Source organism: Azospirillum formosense, assembly GCF_040500525.1.
Classification (GTDB): domain Bacteria; phylum Pseudomonadota; class Alphaproteobacteria; order Azospirillales; family Azospirillaceae; genus Azospirillum; species Azospirillum formosense_A.
In genome coordinates, this window is the sequence record NZ_CP159403.1 from 1,197,001 (window position 1) to 1,216,505 (window position 19,505).

At 68.0% G+C, this 19,505-nt stretch carries 19 protein-coding genes and 1 tRNA gene; 14 read left to right on the forward strand and 6 right to left on the reverse strand.

The window, feature by feature from the left end; genetic code table 11:
* Positions 1-207 precede the first annotated feature (207 nt).
* Both ABVN73_RS18620 and hemF read left to right on the forward strand, forming a co-directional pair.
* Positions 208-681 carry a tRNA (cytidine(34)-2'-O)-methyltransferase gene (locus tag ABVN73_RS18620; RefSeq protein ID WP_353859750.1) on the forward strand — a complete coding sequence of 158 codons (474 nt, stop codon included), beginning with the start codon at positions 208-210 and terminating at the stop codon, positions 679-681.
* A gap of 20 nt (positions 682-701) precedes the next feature.
* A complete protein-coding gene (gene hemF / locus ABVN73_RS18625; protein WP_353859751.1) occupies positions 702-1,589 on the forward strand; it encodes an oxygen-dependent coproporphyrinogen oxidase in 888 nt (295 codons plus the stop codon).
* A gap of 10 nt (positions 1,590-1,599) precedes the next feature.
* Here hemF and ABVN73_RS18630 read toward each other — a convergent pair whose 3' ends face one another.
* The 4 genes from ABVN73_RS18630 to ABVN73_RS18645 are packed head-to-tail and all read right to left on the reverse strand — an operon-like array spanning position 1,600 to position 4,597.
* Entirely contained in the window at positions 1,600-2,838 is a 1,239-nt protein-coding gene (locus tag ABVN73_RS18630) for a CCA tRNA nucleotidyltransferase (RefSeq protein WP_353859752.1), read from the reverse strand.
* Between the two features lie 25 nt (positions 2,839-2,863).
* Positions 2,864-3,154, reverse strand: coding sequence for a DUF6111 family protein (locus ABVN73_RS18635; RefSeq protein ID WP_353859753.1), 291 nt, complete (start codon positions 3,152-3,154; stop codon positions 2,864-2,866).
* Between the two features lie 10 nt (positions 3,155-3,164).
* The gene (locus ABVN73_RS18640; RefSeq protein WP_353859754.1) at positions 3,165-3,884 is read right to left on the reverse strand and encodes a CoA pyrophosphatase; all 720 of its coding nucleotides are present in this window, start codon (positions 3,882-3,884) and stop codon (positions 3,165-3,167) included.
* On the reverse strand, positions 3,836-4,597 hold the full coding sequence (locus tag ABVN73_RS18645; RefSeq protein ID WP_353859755.1) for a DUF1285 domain-containing protein: 762 nt from the start codon (positions 4,595-4,597) through the stop codon (positions 3,836-3,838). Before ABVN73_RS18645 ends, ABVN73_RS18640 begins: the two co-directional genes overlap by 49 nt.
* 106 nt (positions 4,598-4,703) lie before the next feature.
* Between ABVN73_RS18645 and ABVN73_RS18650 the strand changes: the two genes are divergently transcribed.
* The 6 genes from ABVN73_RS18650 (at position 4,704) to ABVN73_RS18675 (ending at position 13,568) form a co-directional block, all read left to right on the forward strand.
* Entirely contained in the window at positions 4,704-5,669 is a 966-nt protein-coding gene (locus ABVN73_RS18650; RefSeq protein ID WP_353860824.1) for a MoxR family ATPase, read from the forward strand.
* A 10-nt stretch (positions 5,670-5,679) separates the two neighbouring features.
* The gene (locus ABVN73_RS18655; RefSeq protein ID WP_094305375.1) at positions 5,680-6,579 is read left to right on the forward strand and encodes a DUF58 domain-containing protein; all 900 of its coding nucleotides are present in this window, start codon (positions 5,680-5,682) and stop codon (positions 6,577-6,579) included.
* Positions 6,580-6,747: 168 nt separating this feature from the next.
* Positions 6,748-9,483, forward strand: a complete 2,736-nt coding sequence (locus tag ABVN73_RS18660) for a DUF4159 domain-containing protein (RefSeq protein ID WP_353859756.1) — start codon at positions 6,748-6,750, stop codon at positions 9,481-9,483.
* Positions 9,480-11,579: a hypothetical protein gene (locus tag ABVN73_RS18665; protein WP_353859757.1), complete on the forward strand. Its 2,100-nt coding sequence runs from the start codon at positions 9,480-9,482 to the stop codon at positions 11,577-11,579. The genes ABVN73_RS18660 and ABVN73_RS18665 overlap by 4 nt, the downstream gene beginning before the upstream one ends.
* Positions 11,580-11,658: 79 nt before the next feature.
* Positions 11,659-11,733 (forward strand) — tRNA-Gln (locus ABVN73_RS18670).
* 113 nt (positions 11,734-11,846) lie between these two features.
* A complete protein-coding gene (locus tag ABVN73_RS18675) occupies positions 11,847-13,568 on the forward strand; it encodes a site-specific integrase (RefSeq protein ID WP_353859758.1) in 1,722 nt (573 codons plus the stop codon).
* A gap of 50 nt (positions 13,569-13,618) precedes the next feature.
* Here the strand turns inward: ABVN73_RS18675 and ABVN73_RS18680 are convergent, their stop codons facing one another.
* Positions 13,619-14,233 (reverse strand): hypothetical protein, encoded by a 615-nt coding sequence (locus tag ABVN73_RS18680; RefSeq protein WP_353859759.1) that lies wholly within the window; start codon positions 14,231-14,233, stop codon positions 13,619-13,621.
* Between the two features lie 190 nt (positions 14,234-14,423).
* Here ABVN73_RS18680 and ABVN73_RS18685 point away from each other — a divergent pair, with 190 nt between their 5' ends.
* Positions 14,424-15,086: a recombinase family protein gene (locus ABVN73_RS18685; RefSeq protein ID WP_353859760.1), complete on the forward strand. Its 663-nt coding sequence runs from the start codon at positions 14,424-14,426 to the stop codon at positions 15,084-15,086.
* Positions 15,087-15,746: 660 nt separating this feature from the next.
* On the opposite strand, the gene ABVN73_RS18690 is transcribed toward ABVN73_RS18685, so the two are convergent.
* Positions 15,747-16,208 (reverse strand): hypothetical protein, encoded by a 462-nt coding sequence (locus tag ABVN73_RS18690; protein ID WP_353859761.1) that lies wholly within the window; start codon positions 16,206-16,208, stop codon positions 15,747-15,749.
* Between the two features lie 133 nt (positions 16,209-16,341).
* Between ABVN73_RS18690 and ABVN73_RS18695 the strand changes: the two genes are divergently transcribed.
* The 5 genes from ABVN73_RS18695 to ABVN73_RS18715 all read left to right on the forward strand — a co-directional run bounded on the left by ABVN73_RS18695 (position 16,342) and on the right by ABVN73_RS18715 (position 19,503).
* The gene (locus ABVN73_RS18695) at positions 16,342-16,719 is read left to right on the forward strand and encodes a hypothetical protein (RefSeq protein WP_353859762.1); all 378 of its coding nucleotides are present in this window, start codon (positions 16,342-16,344) and stop codon (positions 16,717-16,719) included.
* A 176-nt stretch (positions 16,720-16,895) separates the two neighbouring features.
* Positions 16,896-18,023 carry a helix-turn-helix domain-containing protein gene (locus ABVN73_RS18700; protein ID WP_353859763.1) on the forward strand — a complete coding sequence of 376 codons (1,128 nt, stop codon included), beginning with the start codon at positions 16,896-16,898 and terminating at the stop codon, positions 18,021-18,023.
* A gap of 147 nt (positions 18,024-18,170) precedes the next feature.
* The gene (locus ABVN73_RS18705; protein ID WP_353859764.1) at positions 18,171-18,887 is read left to right on the forward strand and encodes a hypothetical protein; all 717 of its coding nucleotides are present in this window, start codon (positions 18,171-18,173) and stop codon (positions 18,885-18,887) included.
* A complete protein-coding gene (locus ABVN73_RS18710; protein ID WP_353859765.1) occupies positions 18,884-19,267 on the forward strand; it encodes a hypothetical protein in 384 nt (127 codons plus the stop codon). The genes ABVN73_RS18705 and ABVN73_RS18710 overlap by 4 nt, the downstream gene beginning before the upstream one ends.
* Positions 19,264-19,503 carry a hypothetical protein gene (locus ABVN73_RS18715; RefSeq protein WP_353859766.1) on the forward strand — a complete coding sequence of 80 codons (240 nt, stop codon included), beginning with the start codon at positions 19,264-19,266 and terminating at the stop codon, positions 19,501-19,503. The genes ABVN73_RS18710 and ABVN73_RS18715 overlap by 4 nt, the downstream gene beginning before the upstream one ends.
* Positions 19,504-19,505: the final 2 nt, after the last annotated feature.

The following is a 19,505-nucleotide window of genomic DNA, read 5'->3' on the forward strand; positions in this document are numbered from 1 at the left end:
CACGTGGACCAGTGTTTATCACGACTTGACGGGCATGTCCGCTCACTGGGTGGGTGGGTGCGCGCCGCGTCGACCGGGGTTGTATGTCCCGGCTATCCGGGGTGCGGTATACAGTCGCGGCAACGCCTTGAAAAGGTTTTGTCATCGGGACAACTTGTCGCGCTTTGCGGTGCACCATTAGACTTCGCTGAACCAAAAGGGAATTTCATGCGCCTCGTTCTCTTCGAACCGGACATTCCCCAGAACGCCGGGACTCTGATGCGTCTGGCGGCGGGACTCGGGGTGCCCCTCGACCTGATCGAGCCCTGCGGCTTCGTTCTGGACGACCGCAAGCTGCGGCGGGCCGGGATGGACTACATCGACCAGCTTTCCCTGGTCCGGCACAGCTCCTGGGCGGCCTACCGGGCGCTGCCGCAGGCCGGGCGGCTGGTGCTGCTGACCACCCGCGGCGCGGTTCCCTACACCGGCTTCGCCTTCGCGCCGGACGACCGGATCATGGTCGGGCGCGAGAGCGCCGGGGTGCCCGACGACGTGCACGAGGCCGCCGACGCCCGTCTGGTCATCCCCATGAAGCCGCCCGCCCGGTCGCTGAATGTTGCGCTGAGTGCCGCGATGGTGTTGGGTGAAGCCCTGCGGCAGACGGCCGCATTGCCGAGCCCCCCGCCCCGCCCCTTGCCCTGACCGACGCCGGACGCCCGCCCATGACCACCTCCCCCACCGACGCCATGGACATCAGAGCCGCCCGTCAGGCCCGGGCCAGCGCCTGGTTCGCAGAGCTGCGCGACCGCATCTGCGCCGAGTTCGAGCGGATCGAGGACGAGCTGACCGGCACCCATGCCGACCTGCCGCCGGGCCGCTTCGAGCGCAAGAGCTGGCAACGCCCCGACCATGGCGGCGGCGAGGGCGGCGGCGGCGTCATGTCGGTGATGCGCGGCCGCGTGTTCGAGAAGGTGGGGGTCAACGTCTCCACGGTGCACGGCACCTTCAGCCCGGAGTTCCGCGCCAACATTCCCGGCGCCGCGGAGGACGGGCGGTTCTGGGCGTCTGGCATCAGCCTCGTCGCGCACATGCGCTCGCCGCTGGTTCCGGCCACCCACATGAACACGCGCCACATCGTGACCAGCCTCGGCTGGTTCGGCGGCGGCGCCGACCTGACCCCGATGGTGCCCGACGAGCAGGACACCGCCGACTTCCACGCCGCCTTCCGCGACGCCTGCGACCGCCATGACCCGACCTGCTACGCGCGCTACAAGGAATGGTGCGACCGCTACTTCTTCCTGCCGCACCGGGGCGAGGCGCGCGGCGTCGGCGGCATCTTCTACGACAACCTGGATTCCGGGAACTGGGAGGCCGACTTCGCCTTCACCCGCGACGTGGGGCTGGCCTTCCTGGAGGTCTTTCCCACCCTGGTCCGCCGCCACATGAACCGGCCCTGGACCCCGGAGCAGCGCGAGCACCAGCTGGTCCGCCGCGGCCGCTACGTCGAGTTCAACCTGCTCTACGACCGCGGGACGACCTTCGGTCTGAAGACCGGCGGCAACACCGAGGCCATATTGATGAGCATGCCGCCCGAGGTGAAGTGGCCTTAACGGCGGCGCTTCACCCCAGACGCCGCCTCGCCTCCGCCAGACACGAGTCCCGCCCCGGCCGGAAGTCCTCGGCGATCCACCACGCCTCGACCTGCTTCAGCAGCGCGCCCACCGCCGGGCCGCGCGGCATCCCCATGGCCAGAAGGTCGCGCCCGGCGATGGGAAGGACCAGGGACGACAATTCCTCGGCGGTCGCCAGCGCCGTTCTCACCACGTCGAGCGCCACCGGGCCGGGGGCGTCCACCGCCGCCAGCAGCACGAGGTCGCGGTAGAGCCCGGCGTCGCCCAGCCGGTAGAGCGCCTGCCGCCGCTTCACCGGCCCGTCGGAGGGAGCCACGGCCATCGGCGGCTCGGTCAGCGCGGCGAGGCGGTCGCGGTCGGCGTTGGACAGGCGCAGGGTCTGGGCCACGGCCAGCGCCCCCGCCCGATCGGTGTCCAGCACGGCGGCGAAGCGGCGCACCGCGTCCGGCGGCTCGTCCAGGTCATGCTCCAGCCGGACCAGCCCGTCCAGCCGGGCGGTGCGGACCGCGTCCGGCAGCAGATGGGCCATCACGCCGAGCCGGATCATCAGATCCCAGGCCGACGCCGGGTCGGGCGCCGCCAGCAGGCGGGACAGCTCGCCACGCACCCGTTCCCCCGACAGGGTGGGCAGGCGGGGGGCCATCTCCGCGCAGGCGGCCAAAGCCGCCTCGTCCGGAGCGCCGCGCCCGTAATGGGCGTGGAAGCGGAAGAAGCGCAGCAGGCGCAGCACGTCCTCCTCGATGCGCTGGCGCGGGTCGCCGACGAAGCGCACCCGCCCGGCGGCCATGTCGGCCAGCCCGCCGAAGGGGTCGTAGACGCAGCCGTCCAGCGTGCAGCTCAGCGCGTTCATGGTCAGGTCGCGCCGGGCCGCGTCCTCCCGCCAGTCGTCGGTGAACTCGACGCGGGCGTGGCGCCCGAAGGTCTCCACGTCGCGGCGCAGCGTGGTGATCTCATAATGGGCCTTCCCGGCCACGGCGGTGATCGTGCCGTGCTCGATTCCGGTGGGGATGGCGCCGATGCCCGCCGCCTTCAACAGCGCCATCACCCGCTCCGGCGGGGCGTGGGTGGCGATGTCGATGTCCTTGACCTTGCGGCCCAGCCACGCGTCGCGCACGCAGCCGCCGACGAAACGCGCGTCCGCCCCTCCGGCGGCCAGGGCGTCGAACACGGCGCGCGTCTCGGGCGCGGTCATCCAGGGCTGGGGAGCGATGCGGGCGTTGACGGTCATGGCGGCAGGCTAGCCCGCGGAACGCTCAATTGCCAGACGGCCCGCCACCGACCACCCGCCCGTTTTCGAGATGGGCCGGGGTGTAGGGCGTGTGCGGCGCGACCCCGCTGGTCAGCGCGACCGAGCCCAGGGTCACCGCCATCGCCGCCACCCCGGCGAAGACCAGCCAGGGCCAGGGCGCCGTCGCCCACCACGGCGCCGGTCTGTGCGCCTCCTCGGCCTCGCGGCGCCGCCGCTCGACGACGAGCACGTACAGGGCGTAGCCGACCGTGGGCAGGACCAGGGGCAGGATGACTGTCAGGAAGATCCGCAGCACCGCGCCCGCCTTACGATGATCCGCCGGCGGGCACGTCGCCCAGGCGGTCGCTCCCCCGGCCGTCACACCCCAGCCCCTCGGCGCGCAGGACATCGCAGAGATTCGCCAGCATCCCCGCCGTCGCCCCCCAGATGAAGCGCTGCTGGTAGGGGAAGGCGTAGAAATAGCGCTGGGCACCCTGGAATTCGCGGCTGTGGCGCTGCGGGTTGGTCGGGTCGAGGATGGCGGCCAGCGGCACCTCGAACACCTCCGCCACCTCGGTCGGGTCGGGGGTCACCTGGAAAGGCGGGCGCACCAGCCCGACCACCGGAGTCACCCGGAAGCCGGTGCGCGTCACGTAGGTGTCGAGCCGCCCCAGCACCTCGATGCGGTCGCGCCCCAGCCCGATCTCCTCCTCGGTCTCGCGCAGGGCGGTGTCCTCCGGATCGCGGTCGTCGCTCTCCATCCGCCCGCCGGGGAAGCTGATTTGCCCGGCGTGGGCGGTCAGGTTGGCGGTGCGTTGGGTGAAGATGACCGTCAGCTCCTCCGGACGGTCGACCAGCGGCACCAGGACGGCGGCCTCCCGCAGCTTTCCCTGGGAGGGTTCGAAACCGGGATTCAGATCGTGGTCGCCGCGCACCTTGGCCGGGCGCAGGCCGGCGGCGGCGCTTCCCGGGAAACGCTTGCGTACGTCGTCGAGACTCACCCGCCAGGCAGCCTGCCCAGCACGAAGAAGACCTTCTTGCTCCATACCCCCACCTCAGCCTCACCATCATGGCCGCGCGTGTCGGCCCGGTCCACCATTTCGTAGTAGACCGACCGGAGAATTCGCGCTTCGAGCCCGTTTCTTATGAGGATATAGGGCGTCGGTTCGCCATTTTCAGGATTGTGGACGACCCTGATCGGATGATCCGGCCCGCATTCGACCCATTCGTCTAAATTTGTACGGAAAGACAGGGTCTGTTCGTCTCCGTTTCCGCTTGCGGCCATTTCCACGGCGACGAACGGCGTGTCCTCGACCACGATCCGCCCGCGCTCGACCGGCGTGACCAGCCAGAAGTCGCCCGCCTCGTCCCGCCGCAGGACGGTGGCGAACAGCTTGACCAGCTCGATCCGCCGGATCGGGTCGCCCTCGTGGAACCAAGTGCCGTCGCGGGCGATGCGGATGTCGAACCGCTGCTCCCTTGCGGTCAGGGGAAGCGAGGGGTGCGGGCTTTCGACGTTTCCCCCAGCTGTCGCCCTACCCGGGCGCGTTTCATTTGGGCGCTTGTCATTCGCCCCGTCATTGCCGACCTTCATCGCTAGCCTTCTCGTCTTTTTCGGGCCTGAGGGGCACAGAGGGAACTGGCCGCGCAACGCAATTTCGCCATACTCGTCACATAGGTCCGGATTGGCGGATTTGCCACGATGGCCGTTTCGACCTTCAGTGGTCATTGTTTGGGCGGTCATTGTTTGGGCGGTCATGGTTGCCCATCGGGTGCATGGTCTTAACGGGAGCAGAGACGTGAGCGCAATCGACGCCGCTAATCCTAGCCAGGGCTTTCCCACCGGCGAGAACCCGCACCAGCTCATGGCGGAGATCGAGGCGCTGGGCGGCCGGCTGACCCACGTCCGCGACCGCATCGGCCGGATCATCTTCGGCCAGCAGGAGGTCATCGACCTCACGCTGATCACGCTCCTGGCCGGCGGCCACGTGCTGCTGATCGGCGTGCCCGGCCTCGCCAAGACGCGGCTGGTCGAGACGCTGGGCACCGTGCTGGGCCTCGCCGAGAAGCGCATCCAGTGCACGCCCGATCTGATGCCCGCCGATATCCTGGGGTCGGAGGTGCTGGAGGAAAACGAGCAGGGGCGCCGCTCCTTCCGCTTCCTTCCGGGGCCGGTGTTCAGCCAGCTCCTGATGGCCGACGAGATCAACCGCGCCAGCCCGCGCACCCAGTCCGCCCTGCTCCAGGCGATGCAGGAACGGCGCGTGTCGGTCGCCGGCCAGTACCACGCCCTGCCCCAGCCCTTCCACGTTCTGGCCACCCAGAACCCGCTGGAGCAGGAAGGCACCTACCCGCTGCCGGAAGCCCAGCTCGACCGCTTCCTGATGCAGATCGACGTCGATTACCCCGACCGCGACGCCGAGCGGCGGATGATGATCGCCACCACCGGCGCGGCCGACGAACAGGCGGTGACGGTGCTCTCCCCCGCCGACCTCCAGGCAGCCCAGCGTCTGGTCCGCCGCGTGCCGGTCAGCGAGGGGGTGGTCGACGGCATCCTCGACCTCGTGCGGCGGGGCCGTCCGGAAGCGACCGACCTGCCCGAGGTGCAGCGCCATGTCGCCTGGGGTCCCGGCCCGCGCGCCAGCCAGGCGCTGATGCTTGCCGCCCGCGCCCGCGCGGTGCTGGACGGGCGGCTGGCGCCGTCGCTGGACGACGTGGTGGCCCTGGCCAAACCCGTGCTGCGCCACCGCATGGCGCTGAACTTCGCGGCGCGGGCGGACGGGATCACGCTGGACGACATCATCAACCGCCTCTGCGCCCCGCTGTCGTAAGGACCCGCCGATGGCCAGTCCCACCCTCGGCGCCACCACCCTGCGGGCGCAGCAGCGCGCGGAGGGCTTGGCCGCCACCCTGCCGCCGCTTCTGGTCGCGGCGGAGCGCGTCGCCTCCACGGTGGCGCAGGGCGTCCATGGACGGCGCCGCGTCGGGCTGGGCGAGACCTTCTGGCAGTTCCGCCGCTACCAGCCGGGGGACTCCCCGCAGATGATCGACTGGCGGCAGTCCGGCAAGACCCAGCCCGTCTATGTGCGCGAGAACGAGTGGGAGGCCGCCCAGACCGTCTGGCTGTGGCGCGACCGCTCGCCCTCCATGGACTACCGCTCGGTCAACGGCCTGCCGACGAAGCGGGAGCGCGCCGACCTGCTGACCCTCGCCACCGCGGTGCTTCTGGTGCGCGGGGGCGAGCGGGTCGGCCTGCTCAACTCCGGCCAGCGCCCGGACCACGGCAAGTTCGCCCTGAACCGCATGGCCGGCCAGATGACCGACCCGCGCAACGCCCATTCCCCCGACGCGCTGCCGCAGCCCGAGCCCCTGCCACGCCACGCCCAGGTGGTCCTGGTCGGCGACCTGCTGTCGCCGCTGCCGGAGATCCACGCCACCGTGTCGGCGCTCACCGGACGCGGCGTGCGCGGCCACCTGCTGCAGATCCTCGACCCGGCGGAGGAGACCCTGCCCTACGAGGGCCGCGTCGAGTTCGAAGGCTTCGAAGGCGAGGAGGAGCTGCTGGTGCCGCGGGTCGAGGCGGTGCGCGAGACCTACCTGGAGCGGCTGCGCGCCCACCAGGACGGTCTCGACGCCCTGGCCCGCACCGCCGGCTGGACCTACGCCGTTCACCGCACCGACCGGCCGCCCCAGACCGCCCTGCTCGGTCTGTGGGGCGCCCTGGCGCGCGAGGCGGTTTAGGTGGGGCGGACGCCCTCAACCCCCTCCCTAACCCTCCCCCGCTGCGCGGGAGAGGGAATCGTGGGCATCGCCGCACCCGTTCCCTCCACCTCGAAGAGGGGGAGGGTTAGGGAGGGGGCCGGCCCACTGAATCGCCATACCTATCATCCTCCAACAGCGTAGACGCCGATGCTGGGTTTCGGACCGATCGCCTTTGCCGTTCCGTGGGTGCTGGCCGCCCTGGCCGTCCTTCCGGTGCTGTGGTGGCTGCTGCGCGTCACGCCGCCGGCCCCGCGGGTCGTGCGCTTTCCCGCCATCCGGCTGCTGCGCGACCTGACGGCGCGGGAGGAAACCCCCGCCCGCACCCCGCTGTGGCTGCTGATCCTGCGCCTGATCGTCGCCGCGCTGCTGATCCTGGCGCTGGCCGGGCCGCTGCTGAACCCGCGCGCCGCCCTTCCGGGCAGCGGTCCGCTTCTGCTTCTGGTCGACAACGGCTGGGCGTCGGGCCGCGACTGGACGAGCCGCCGCGCCGCCCTGGAGGAGCTGGTGTCGCAGGCGGAGCGGCAGAACCGCCCGGTCGTCCTGTTGCCGACCGCCCGGCCCGCCGGGGGCGAGGCGGTGAAGGCCAGCCCGCCCCTGCCCGCCTCGGAAGCCCGCCGCCTGATCCAGGCGCTGGAGCCGCACCCCTGGCCGACCGACCGCGCCGGCGCGCTGGAGGCGGTGCGCGGGCTCGCCGCGCGCGGCTCCGCCCACACCGTCTGGCTGTCGGACGGCGTCGGCGACCGCGCCGCCCGCGGCCTCGCCGAGACGCTGCAGCGCATGGGTTCCCTGGAGATCCTCGACGATTCCGCGGAGAAGCCGCCCCACCTGCTGCTTCCCCCCTCTTCGGAGGGCGCCGGTCTGACGGCCCGCGTGGTGCGCGCCGACGCGTCCCGCCCGGAAAGCGTCACCGTGCGCCTGTCCGGCGCCGACGGCCGCCTGCTGACCCGCCAGCCCGTCGCCTTCGAGGCGGGGCAGCTCACCCGCGAGGTCCGCTTCGAGGTGCCGGCGGAGCTGCGCAACGACGCCGCCAGCCTGCGCGTGGAGAACGACACCACCGCCGGGGCCACCGTCCTGCTCGACGAGCGCTGGCGGCGCCGGCCGGTCGGGCTGGCCTCGGGCCGCGCCAACGGCGAGAACCAGCCGCTGCTGTCCGACCTGCACTATCTGGAACGGGCGCTGGCCCCCTACAACGAGGTGCGCCGCGGCGAGCCGGACGAGCTCCTCAAGCGCGACTTGGCCGTGCTGGTGCTGTCGGACATCGGCGCCCTGACCGGGCAGGAGGCCCAGACCATCGAGGACTGGGTGCGCAAGGGCGGCGTGCTGCTGCGCTTCGCCGGGCCGCGGCTGGCCCAGAACCCCGACCGTCTGGTCCCGGTGCGGCTGCGGCTGGGCGACCGGGCCCTGGGCGGCGCCCTGTCCTGGTCGGAGCCGGCGAAGCTCCAGCCCTTCGACGGCCGCAGTCCCTTCGCCGGCCTGCACATCCCCGACGACGTCGCCGTGTCGCGCCAAGTGCTGGCCGAGCCGGCGCTGGACCTCGCCGACCGCACCTGGGCGCGGCTCCAGGACGGCACGCCCCTGGTCACCTCGGAAAAGCGCGGAGACGGCTACATCGTGCTCGTCCACACCACCGCCAGCCCGGAATGGTCCAACCTGCCGATGTCCGGCCTGTTCGTCGATATGCTGCGCCGTCTGGTGACGCTGAGCGGCGGCGTCGCCGGGGGCGCCCACGGCGGCACGCTGGAGCCGCTGGAGGTGCTGGACGGCTTCGGCCGGCTGGTGCCGCCGCCGGCCGCCGCCTTCCCCATCGCCGGGGACGCCGGCGCCGACGTGATCGGCCCGCGCCACCCGCCGGGCTTCTACGGCACCGAGGAGGCCCGCCGCGCCCTGAACCTGACCGCCACGCTGACGCGGATCGAGCCGCTGGGCGCCATGCCCGGCGGGGTCGCCCGCGGCCCCTACGGCACGCGGGGCGAGGTGGCGCTGAAGCCGGCGCTTCTCGGCATCGCGCTGACGCTCGCCATGATCGACCTGCTGATCGCCCTGATGCTGCGCGGTCTGCTCGGCGGCTTGCGGTTCGGCGGCAAGCGCCGCCGCGCCGGAGCCGCCGCCGCGGTCCTGCTGACGCTGGGCGCGGCGCTTCCCATGGCCGCGGTGCCCTGGTCCCCCGCCCGCGCCGACGACGCGCAGTCGACCAAGGTGACGGCGGAAACCTACCTCGCCTATGTGCGCACCGGGGACGGCACGGTGGACGACACCTCGCGCGCCGGGCTCGAAAGCCTCGTGGATGTGCTGACCCGCCGCACCGCGGTCGAGGCCGCCGGGGCGGTGGGCGTCGATCCGGAAAGCGACGAGCTGGCCTTCTACCCGCTGCTCTACTGGCCGGTGTCCGGCGGGCAGCGCGCGCTGAGCGACCACGCCCGCGCCCGGCTGAACGAGTACATGCGCAACGGCGGCACCATCCTGTTCGACACGCGCGACCAGTCGGCGGGTGCCGTCGGCGGCAATCAGGCGCTCCAGGGCATGGTGCAGGGGCTGGACATCCCGCCGCTGGCCTTGGTCCCGCCCGACCATGTTCTGACCAAGTCCTTCTACCTGCTGAACGATTTCCCCGGCCGCTACAACGGCGGCAATTTGTGGATCGAGGCGCGCGAGGGCCGCGCCAACGACGGCGTGTCCCCTGTGCTGATCGGCGGCAACGACTGGGCCGCCGCCTGGGCGGCGAACCGCAACGGCCAGCCGCTCTACGCCGTCGTCCCCGGCGGCGAGCGGCAGCGCGAGATGGCCTACCGGTTCGGCGTCAACCTCGTCATGTACGCGCTGACCGGCAACTACAAGGCCGATCAGGTCCATGTGCCCGCGATCCTTGAGAGGCTCGGCCAGTGACCCTGCTTGACGGAACCTCCATCGCTCTGGCGCCGCTGCTGCCCTGGGTCTTCCTGGTGCCGCTGTTGGTGGTGGCTCTGGCGATCCTGGCGCTGGCCGTCTTCCGCCGGGCGCGCGGCGTCTGGCTGCGCGCCCTGGCGGTGGCGGTGCTGGCGCTCGCGCTGATCAACCCGTCGCTGGTGCAGGAGAAGCGGGAGCCGATCAAGGACGTGGCGGTGGTGGTGCTCGACGCTTCGCCCAGCCAGAACATCGGCGACCGCCGCGCCCGCGCCGAGGCCGAGCTGGAGCGCCTGACCGAGCGGCTGAAGGCCTTCGACGACCTGGAACTGCGGGTGGTCCGCGCCGGCGACGCCGAATCCGGCGCCACCGCCATCAACGAGACGCACCTGTTCGACGCGCTGAACCGCGCCATGGCCGACGTGCCGCGCCGCCGCATGGCCGGAGCGGTGCTGATCACCGACGGGCAGGTCCACGACGTTCCGGAGAACCTCGCCCGGCTGGCCGAGATCGGCCCGGTGCACACGCTGCTGACCGGCAACCGCGACGAGGGCGACCGCCGTCTGGCCATTGTCCAGGCGCCGGCCTACGGCCTCGTCGGCAAGCCGGTGGAGCTGACCATCCGCGTGGACGACATGCCGCGCCGCCAATCGGCCGACGCGGCGGTGACGCTGCGCCAGGACGGCGGGCCGCCGCGCACCATCCGCGTGCCCGTGGGCCAGGACTTCCACATGGAACTGCCGGTCAACCACGGCGGCCAGAACGTGCTGGAGATGGAGGTCGAGGCGGCGCGGCAGGAGCTGACGCTCGCCAACAACCGCACCGCCGTGGTGGTGAACGGGGTGCGCGACCGCCTGCGCGTCCTGCTTGTGTCCGGCGAGCCGCACGCCGGCGAGCGGACGTGGCGCAACCTGCTGAAGGCCGACCCGTCGGTCGATCTCGTCCACTTCACCATCCTGCGCCCGCCGGAGAAGCAGGACGGCACGCCGATCCGCGAGCTGTCGCTGATCGCCTTCCCGATCCGCGAGCTGTTCGAGATCAAGCTGGACGAGTTCGACCTGATCATCTTCGACCGCTACCGCCGACGCGGCGTGCTGCCGCAGATGTATCTGGAGAACATCGCCGAGTACGTGCAGAAGGGCGGGGCCCTGCTGGAGGCGTCCGGCCAGGGCTACGCCACGCCGCTGTCGCTGTTCCGCACGCCGCTGGGCCAGGTGATGCCGGCGGAGCCGACCGGTCAGGCCATCGACCGCCCCTTCAAGCCGACCGTGACGGAGGTCGGCCGCCGCCATCCGGTGACCGCCGGCCTGCCCGGCGACCGCCCGGACGGCGAGCCGAGCTGGGGCCGCTGGTTCCATCAGGTGGAAGTGGTGCCGGGCAACGGCGCGGTGGTGATGAACGGCGCCGACGACCGCCCGCTGCTGATCCTCGACCGCGTCGGCAAGGGCCGGGTGGCGCAGCTGGCGTCCGACCAGATGTGGCTGTGGAGCCGCGGCTTCGAGGGCGGCGGCCCGCAGGCCGAGCTTCTGCGCCGCCTCGCCCACTGGCTGATGAAGGAGCCGGAGCTGGAGGAGAACGACCTGCGCGCCCATGTGGACGGCAACCGCATCACGGTGGAGCGCCGCTCTCTGGAGCCCGACACGCGCAGCATCACCCTCACCACCCCCTCCGACGAAACCCGGACGCTGGAGATGACCGAGGACCGCACGGGCCGCGCCAGCGCCACAGTGGTCGCCGGCGAGCCGGGCATCTACCGCATCACCGACGGCGAGCGCACGGCCTTGGCGGTGGTGGGCGCCGTCAACCCGCCGGAACTGGCCGACGTGCGCTCCACGGGCGACCGCTTGTCGAGCGTCGCCGATGAGACCGGCGGCGGGGTGCATTGGATTTCCGACACGGAAGGCGGCGTGCGCCCTGGCATCGACGTGCGCCGCACCCGCCCCGACCGGACGCAAACCGGCAACGACTGGGTCGGCCTGCGCGCCAACGGCGATTTCACGGTGACGGGGGTGTCCGAGGTGCCGTTGCTGCCGGTGGGCGCGGTGCTGGCGCTGGCGTTGGGCGCGCTGCTGATGGCATGGCGTCGCGAGGGCCGATAAGGGTCAACGAAGCTGTTGCAATCGGGTCGGGTTTCCGCTTATGGTCCCGACCCTTCCGGCGCTGATCGCGCCGTTCGGTTGGGGCGTCGCCAAGCGGTAAGGCAGCGGTTTTTGGTACCGCCATTCCCAGGTTCGAATCCTGGCGCCCCAGCCAACATCCTCCTAAGTATTTCAATAGCTTAGCGTTTTCGGTTCGTCGCGGTCGGCGAAACCCGTGTGGTCCACAAAAGGGGCCACACGAAGGGCCGCATTCGCTCCCGAGGCGCTATGTCTTCATATCTCAAGCGCAAGGGCGACCGGATGGTGTTCCGGCGCCGTATCCCCCAATGCCTTATCGCTCGTTTTGGCCGGTCTGAACTGGCAATCTCGCTCGGCGATCTTGGCCCGCGAGCTGCCCGCGCGAAGGCGCGGGCGCTGGCCGCACAATCCGACGAGCTGTTCAGTATGGTTTCCCGGAATCTCCACCTCTCCCCCGCCGAAGTGACCGAGCTTGCCCGCCGATGGTTCGCCAGCGCGACAGCGGAGAATGAGGAACGCCTTCAGGCCATACCGCCCGGCGACAGCGCCCGTGCTGCACACGAAAGGCAACTGGCCGAGGATGATCGCGAATCGACGCGCGTCATGCTGGCCGACAACCAATGGCCCGCGGCCAGCGCTATTGCTGATCGCCTGCTGGCAGACGCCGGCATTGAGCATTGGGAAGGTGAAGAAGCGGCCTACCGCGACCTGTGCCGCATGATCCTGCGCGCCAGCGCCCAGGCCGCCGAAATCCATCTCGCGCGGCTGAAGGGCGACTACTCGGCTACGCCTTCCGATCCGGTGTTCATCGAGAAGGCGGAACCCGTCATCGTGCGGGTTGAAGTGCCTAACCCGCCGCCTGCCGAAGCGCCAGCACCGACCAAATCCGCGCCGAAGGCGCCTCTGTTCTCGACCGCTGTCACCTCCTACACCGCCGAGAAGAACCGGGCCGGGGAATGGCGAGGCAGCACAGAACACCAGTACCGGCGCTTCTATGAGCTGTTCTCAGGCTTCTTGGGCGACCAGCCGGTGAACGCCTACACGCGCGCCGACATTGGCCGGTGGGTGGAGGCGTTGCAGCAGATCCCTTCGACCTACGGCCAATCCACGGCTCTCCGCGGCAAGACCCTCAAGGAACTGGTCGCCTATACTGCCGCCAATCCGTCCGTCGAGCCGGTGACGGCCCGGACGGTGCAGAAGCACACCATTGCCCTATCAGGCTTCTTCGGCTGGTGCAGGGACCGGGGCCATATAGACGACAACCCGGTGACGCGCTCCTTCCGCTACAAAAAGGACCGCCGCGCACGGGAGCAGCGGGCGGCGTGGGAAGCGCCAGAGCTGAACAAGCTGTTCTCCTCCCCGATCTGGACCGGCTGCAAATCGGAGTCTCGCCGCTCTGCACCGGGGACGCTCATGCTGAGCGACGCGCTGTTCTGGATACCGTTGATCGCCGTGTTCTCCGGGATGCGCCTGGAGGAGATCGCCGCGTTGCGCGTCGAGGACGTTCAGACTGATTCGGGCATCGCCTTCTTCGACATCACGCCAGCCGGGGGAAAGCTGCTGAAGACCGCAGCCGCCGTGCGCCGCGTCCCTGTCCACAAAGAACTGGTCGACGTCGGGTTCCTGCGCTACGTCGAGCAGCAGCGGCGGGCCAAGGTGGAGCGGCTGTTCCCCGAACTCCAACCTGGAGGCCCGGACAAGCGCTTTGGCTTCTATCCGACGAAGAAGCTGAGCCGGTACTTTGATGCGGTGGGCATCCTCGATTTGGACGTTCACGGATTTCGTCATGCCGCGATCACCGGGTTGCAGCGCGCCGAGGTAGCAGAGCCGATCATCCGCGATCTGGTCGGCCATGAGGGGAGCGGTTCGGAGACGCACCGCTATTCCAAAGGCTACCCCCTCCCCCAGCTCGCCGACGCGCTCAATCGTCTGGCCTACCCCGGCCTACAGCTCGACCACCTCAAGCTATGACTCGTAGCGCATAAAAGAAAGGGGAGGCCTCCCTCCCCTTTCTTTCTAAATCAATCCCCGCTAGAAGCTTGCTCAAATCTTTTAACAACTTCGACCTTACCGAGATATCGTCGGTCAACTAAATACTCGTCTTCTTCGTAGTCATTAGCGTGGACAGCCGGGGAAAAAATTATCGCTTTACTCGGGACTTCAGCACGCAACAGAACGGAGCCTCCATCAAATTTTTGCCAGACCCCTTGCGCAAAGGACTGCGCAACGTCCAGAGATGAAGACCACGACATTCCGTACGTTCTTCGGCAACGATTTACGAACGAATCGCCTCTGAATAGAGTCATCGCCGCGCCCGTATAGGGTGGCAGCAACACCCGGAGCGCGTCCATTAGAATTCTATCATCCCCAATGTCCGACCTTAGTGAATCTCCATTCACGATCCAACACCCAATGAACCACTCTTTTGAAGCGCAAGGCACTTTTCTTAGGCGGGCGATTTTTGACATCGCTTCACGCCAAGAGCAGGTTTGATCTACCGCTTGAACACCTTCAGCAATCGCAGGAATATCTCCATCGCGAACACCACGAACCAATGCGAGGACGGCATTTTTTCGTTCTTGCTCTCGGCGTTCGATAATGGCGCGAAGGTCGCAGATCGTAGTTGGGGCGCTCATGCTAAACCCTGTCTGGTAGTATCGAATGGTTGCACACTTCGCCTCACCCTGCATACCGACCAAGGCCATGCACTCCAGGAATCCCTTCGATTCCTGGAGTGCATGACTCCCGCCCCGGAAGGCACTTTGTGTCACCTCTATACGGACGTATAGTCATGACACAGACGACGCGCACCACGGGGAACGGGCCATGACGAAGGCGATTGCATACCTCCGAGTTTCGACCCAGGCGCAGGGGAAGTCCGGCCTTGGCATCGAAGCGCAGCGGGACGCCATCGCCCGGTTCGCACAGACCGAGGGCATTGAGATCATCGCCGCCTTCGAGGAGCACGAAACCGGCAAGGGTTCCGACGCGCTCGACCGCCGCCCTCAGCTCGCCGCCGCACTGACAGCCGCACGCAAGGCCAAGTGCCCGGTCATCGTCAGCAAGCTCGACCGGCTGTCCCGCGACGTGCATTTCATCTCCGGCCTCATGGCTCAGCGGGTCCCGTTCATCGTCGCCGAGTTGGGCGCCGATGCCGATCCGTTCATGCTCCACTTGTATGCCGCCCTCGCAGAGAAGGAGCGCAGCCTGATTGCCGAGCGTACCCGTGTGGCGCTGGCCGCCAAGAAGGCCCAACGCGTGCAGCTCGGCAACCGGACGAACCTCGCCGAAGCTCAAGCGAAGGGCGCCGCGACCAACGCCGAGAAGGCCGGCGCGTTCGCCGCGAAGGTGCTGCCGATCATCAAGAGCATCCCCGGTTCGCTGAACGCTAAAGCGAAGGAACTGAACGCCCGTGGCATCGCTACAGCGACGGGCAACGGAGCCTGGACGGCGAAGGCGGTTCAGCGCGTCATGCAGCGGGCCGCTTGAACGGCCTTGGGTCCAGGCAGTCGAGTATGCCGAAAACGACGAAGGGCGCCGCAATGGGCGCCCCTTGTTACTCACCAGTCCCTCCGGCGCTGCGACAGTGGCAACGCCGATACGTCCAAGTCTCCACCCGCTATCGCCTTCCAGGCGTTATCTCTCCAGTTCTCCCATGCCGCCCTCTGTTCCTCCGTCATTTCCGACCACGAATGGACGCTGCCCGCGTCAACGTTGTCAATGGTGAGGACTTCCGCGCTACACGTTGACTGAACACCTTCACTCAGCCGCAGCGCGAAGGCTTTCAACCGCTCCGTAAGAGGAAGATCATCAAGGCTCGTGTCGGTCAGCCGGATCACAAGGCAAGTCATACTCGCATTCCTTTATGTGGCAGTTGATTGATGTTCTTGCTATCGCTCCTGCCATCCATTGAACAAGAGCTATTTACCGCACATCACGATGTTCTAAAATAAGTGAGCGCTTACTCGATACTTGTAAGCGCTCACTTATTTTCTCTTCAGGTTTTCACTGAGATAAAAAAACCAGACAGTGTTGAGCGAGGATCCCTTCGCCTCTTTGTTAGAGGACGGAAATCGGTCAACGCGCGCACGACTACCATTGCCGCCGGAAACTTGACGTTCTTGGCTGGTGCTCGCAGGGCTTCCAGCCCTATTTACGCCAGCGCTCTTCCAAATTTTTCAATCTTTTCTCCAATTCGGCGAGGGTCGAAGGAACCACCCCATTCAAGCGGTAGTGGTTCGGCAAGGTCTTGCCATTGGGCGCATGCATGTGCGTGATCGTGACCAGACCGGAAGCTCTAACCTCGGGCAGATACTTCTTGAGCGTCGTGACCGACATATCGGCCACCTGAGCAAGTTCCGTGAACGAACCGGAACCTTCCAAAGTCGCCGGGTCCACTATGCAGTGAGCAATCCCGAATGCGACCCGCTTCGCGCCCTCCGACATGTTGGACAAAGCCACACGAGCCGCGAATTGAGCGACACCTTCGCTTCCCACATCGCCGACCCAGTCATAGTCGTACCGGATCGCGCCCATCACGACCGACAACGGCGGCGTCTGCCCCGCCGCGATCATTCTCAGCGCCGCGCGCTGATGCTTATCCATGAACATGTTGTACCCCCTGTGTTTAGCGTGCGCTGTACATTTGCGTCGCAAAAGCGTATCGCTCATGGCTTGCCTAATGTCAAGCCTCGTGTTAAGCATTCGCGACGCAATTGCGCATCAACGCGCTATGGGAGATACCATGGAGGACAGGAAGCTTTCGCAGTGGGGCGTTCGAGGCATTTCGGCGGACCTCGCCGAACGTGTCTCGGCCGCCGCAAAGGCAAGCGGCATGACGCTCGGCGGGTGGGTGACTCGTGCGCTGGAGGCCGCGCTCTCGCAGGAAGGTGGCAAACCGCCACTCGAAGGAACCGACCTACGCGCTGAGGTCGACCAGCTCAAGGAGGAGGTCCGACAACTCCGCATGAAGCACGAGGAAATGGCCTTTGTCCTCACACGCGCCGTTCAACCGACGGCCCCGCTTACGACGAACGCCGGGAAAGGCAGGACCGAAGCTCAAGAGAAGGAAATTCAGGAATTTCGCGACAGCCGGGAGTACGGGAGTCCCGATAGAACTTGATGACCGTGACCACCCTACCGTACAAATGAAAAAGGCAGCCGGCCAGGGCTGCCCTCTTCTGCGCAGCGGCACCACGCTGCGACATCACCGATTGATGATGATTGAGGCGAGTATATCGCCCGGATTGCTGTCGCGCAATGGCTCCCTGCGCTCCACCTAACCTGGAGTGCAAGGCTATGAGTGCTTTTGAAGTTTCAAAACCTCTCTCGATCAACGGGAGCGATACTAGTTCACCGGAGGATTGGGAGGCAATCCAGCCGACCAACTGGCCCCAGTTGTGGCTGTGGCTCGACTGCATCCCGTTCGCCGAAAGGGCCGGTCATCCCCCGGCATCGGGCGCGGTGGTCGCCGTCGCGGCCCGGCTGGCGCGCCACTACAACACCGACAAGGGCACCTGCTACCCCAGCGTCGCGAAGCTCAGCAGGGATGCGTGCGTGTCGTCCACGATGGTCCGCAAGGCCCTCCGGTGGCTTATCTCAGTCAGTCTGATTACGAAGACTGGCCGGGGGAAGGGCATTCATACCCTGTCGAACCTCTACCGGCTGACCTTCCCGGAATGGTGCGTGCAGTTCGACAGTGAGGAGCCGGGGGAACTGAACATCTCCAAGCTGAAGCCCGAGCTGCTGAAGCGCCAGCCCTCCGCCACCCCCCTGCACAGTGTGCAGACCCCCCTGAATATAGTTCACCCCCCTCTGCACATAGTTCACCCACCCCTGCACATAGTGCCGCGTAACGGAGAAGGTAACGTAGAAGGGAAGATTGAAGGGAATGATGAAGCTTCAGGAGATATGACTTATAAGTTGAGTGCCGCCGGGTCGCTGCGCTCCCTGGCGGCACCCGAGATTTCGGGACCGGAGGAAGGGAGTGGGGAATCCTCCGGCCTAAAGGGCGAGGAGCAACCCGCCGGCTCGACCTTGGGTGCGGCTGCGCCGCACCCGGCTTCCGTCTGCCTGCCGCCCGGCCCTTCCGAGACTCCCGCCGGCCCGGCGGGAGTCATCGACCAGGAGGCCGCGCCCCAGGTCGAGCAGCCGGCGGCCTCCTTGGCGCCGCTCTACGCCGACCAGCACGTTCAGATCATCGCCGACGCGATCAAGGCCTGGACGAAGGGCGACCTCTCCAAGCCGCTCGTCACCCGCCCCGGCGACAACTGGCGCCCCGCCGAGTGCCAGAAGATCATCACCCTGCTGAACGAGCAGTACCAGTTCGGCGTCGAGCCGAGCGAGGCGAACGCCGAGGCGATCAAGCCCTTCGTCACGAAGGCGCAGCAGCGCTTGTTGAGCGACAAAATCAAAACAAGGAAATGAAAGAGATAAGGTTTCCATTTATTTATTCATCCGTGAACTAACGCTGGTTGATTCGCAGTATTAATAGCGCAATTCTCAGTCGGCGATTTGACTTCTGACAAGTCGACACCTAAAATTCGCTCCAGGAATACCACCCTGGAGCGGATCATGAACTTCGCCAAGTCGCCCATCATCGGCACGACGAGCGCCCATCACTTCTTCGAGGGCGTGCCGTTCGTCGCCGGCATCGGCCTGCAACCCGTCCCGTCGTCGCAGCTCGCGAGCTGGCGCGTGCGCGTCGGCTGCGAGGCGCTGACGGCGACCGAGGCCGCCGACCAGCTCGCTGGCTTGGTGAGCGAGGCCGTCGCCGAGCTGACGACCTTCAACACCGGCTACGCCAAGCGCACCGCCGACCTGAAGGCGCTCGTCGCCGACGCGGTGAAGCTGGCCGAGCTGCCGGTGGACCCGACCGGCGACCGCGAGGTGATCGAAGCCTACGTCGGGCAGGCCGCCGCGCTGGCCGCCGAGCAGCCGCCGGCCTCGACCGCGCTGAAGGACGCCGACGCGCTCTCCAGGTGGATCGACCGCTGCGAGGGTCTGGACCGCACCCCCATCCAGGCCGCGCTCGACGCTCACGAGAAGGCGCTCGCCACCATCGGCAAGACCCGCGGGATCGCCGAGAAGGCGCTCGCCGACCTCCAGGCTGCGCTCGCCCGGCTGGACGCGCCCGAAACCCTCGCGCGCCTCGCCTCGATGAAGCTCCAGCGCGACCTGTCGCGCGCCTTGCCGGTGATTCAGGAGTTCATCCAAGCCGAGGCCGAGGCCGCCGCAGCCCTGGCCCGCATGCAGGCCGCCGGGCTGAAGCTGAAGGCGCTGGCCCAATGACGGCGCCCCGCTACCTGTCGCCGCTGGTCCGCGCGGTCTTGCGCTATATCCGGGCGGAGTGCGGCATCGTCCCTGTGGGCCTGTTGGCATTCGCCTTCCGGCGATCCCGCCAGCAGATTCATAATCTGGTCGCCCGCGCCGGCATCACGCCCGGCGCCGGCGCCGAGCTGCAAGACGACCTGTTGCGCATCGCTTATCAGGTGGACACCGGGACGAAGCTCACACCGCTGGAGTGGCGCCGCATGTCCCGCCTGATCGAGCAGGAGGCCGCCGACGTGCTCGTTCGGCTCATACCCCGCCCCAAACCGAACCCGGAGTTGGACCGCGCAATGGCCGAGCTGGAGGCCACCCTCAAGACTCAGATGCAGGAGTGGGGATGATGACGCTCTCGAAAGCCGACCAGGACCAGCTCGACGACCTCAAGGCCAAGCTCGACCGCGCGCTGGCCGGGGGAGACGACACGCTCACCGACCGGGAGATCGACCGCTTGGGCGAACTCCGCGCCAAGGAGCGCGCCGGCATCATCGCCGCCGCGGAACAGCGCCAGCAGCGTGACAGCGTGCGCGGAGTGAGCCGGATCGCGCTCGCCCTCAAGCGCGCCCATCGCCGCTCGTAGGG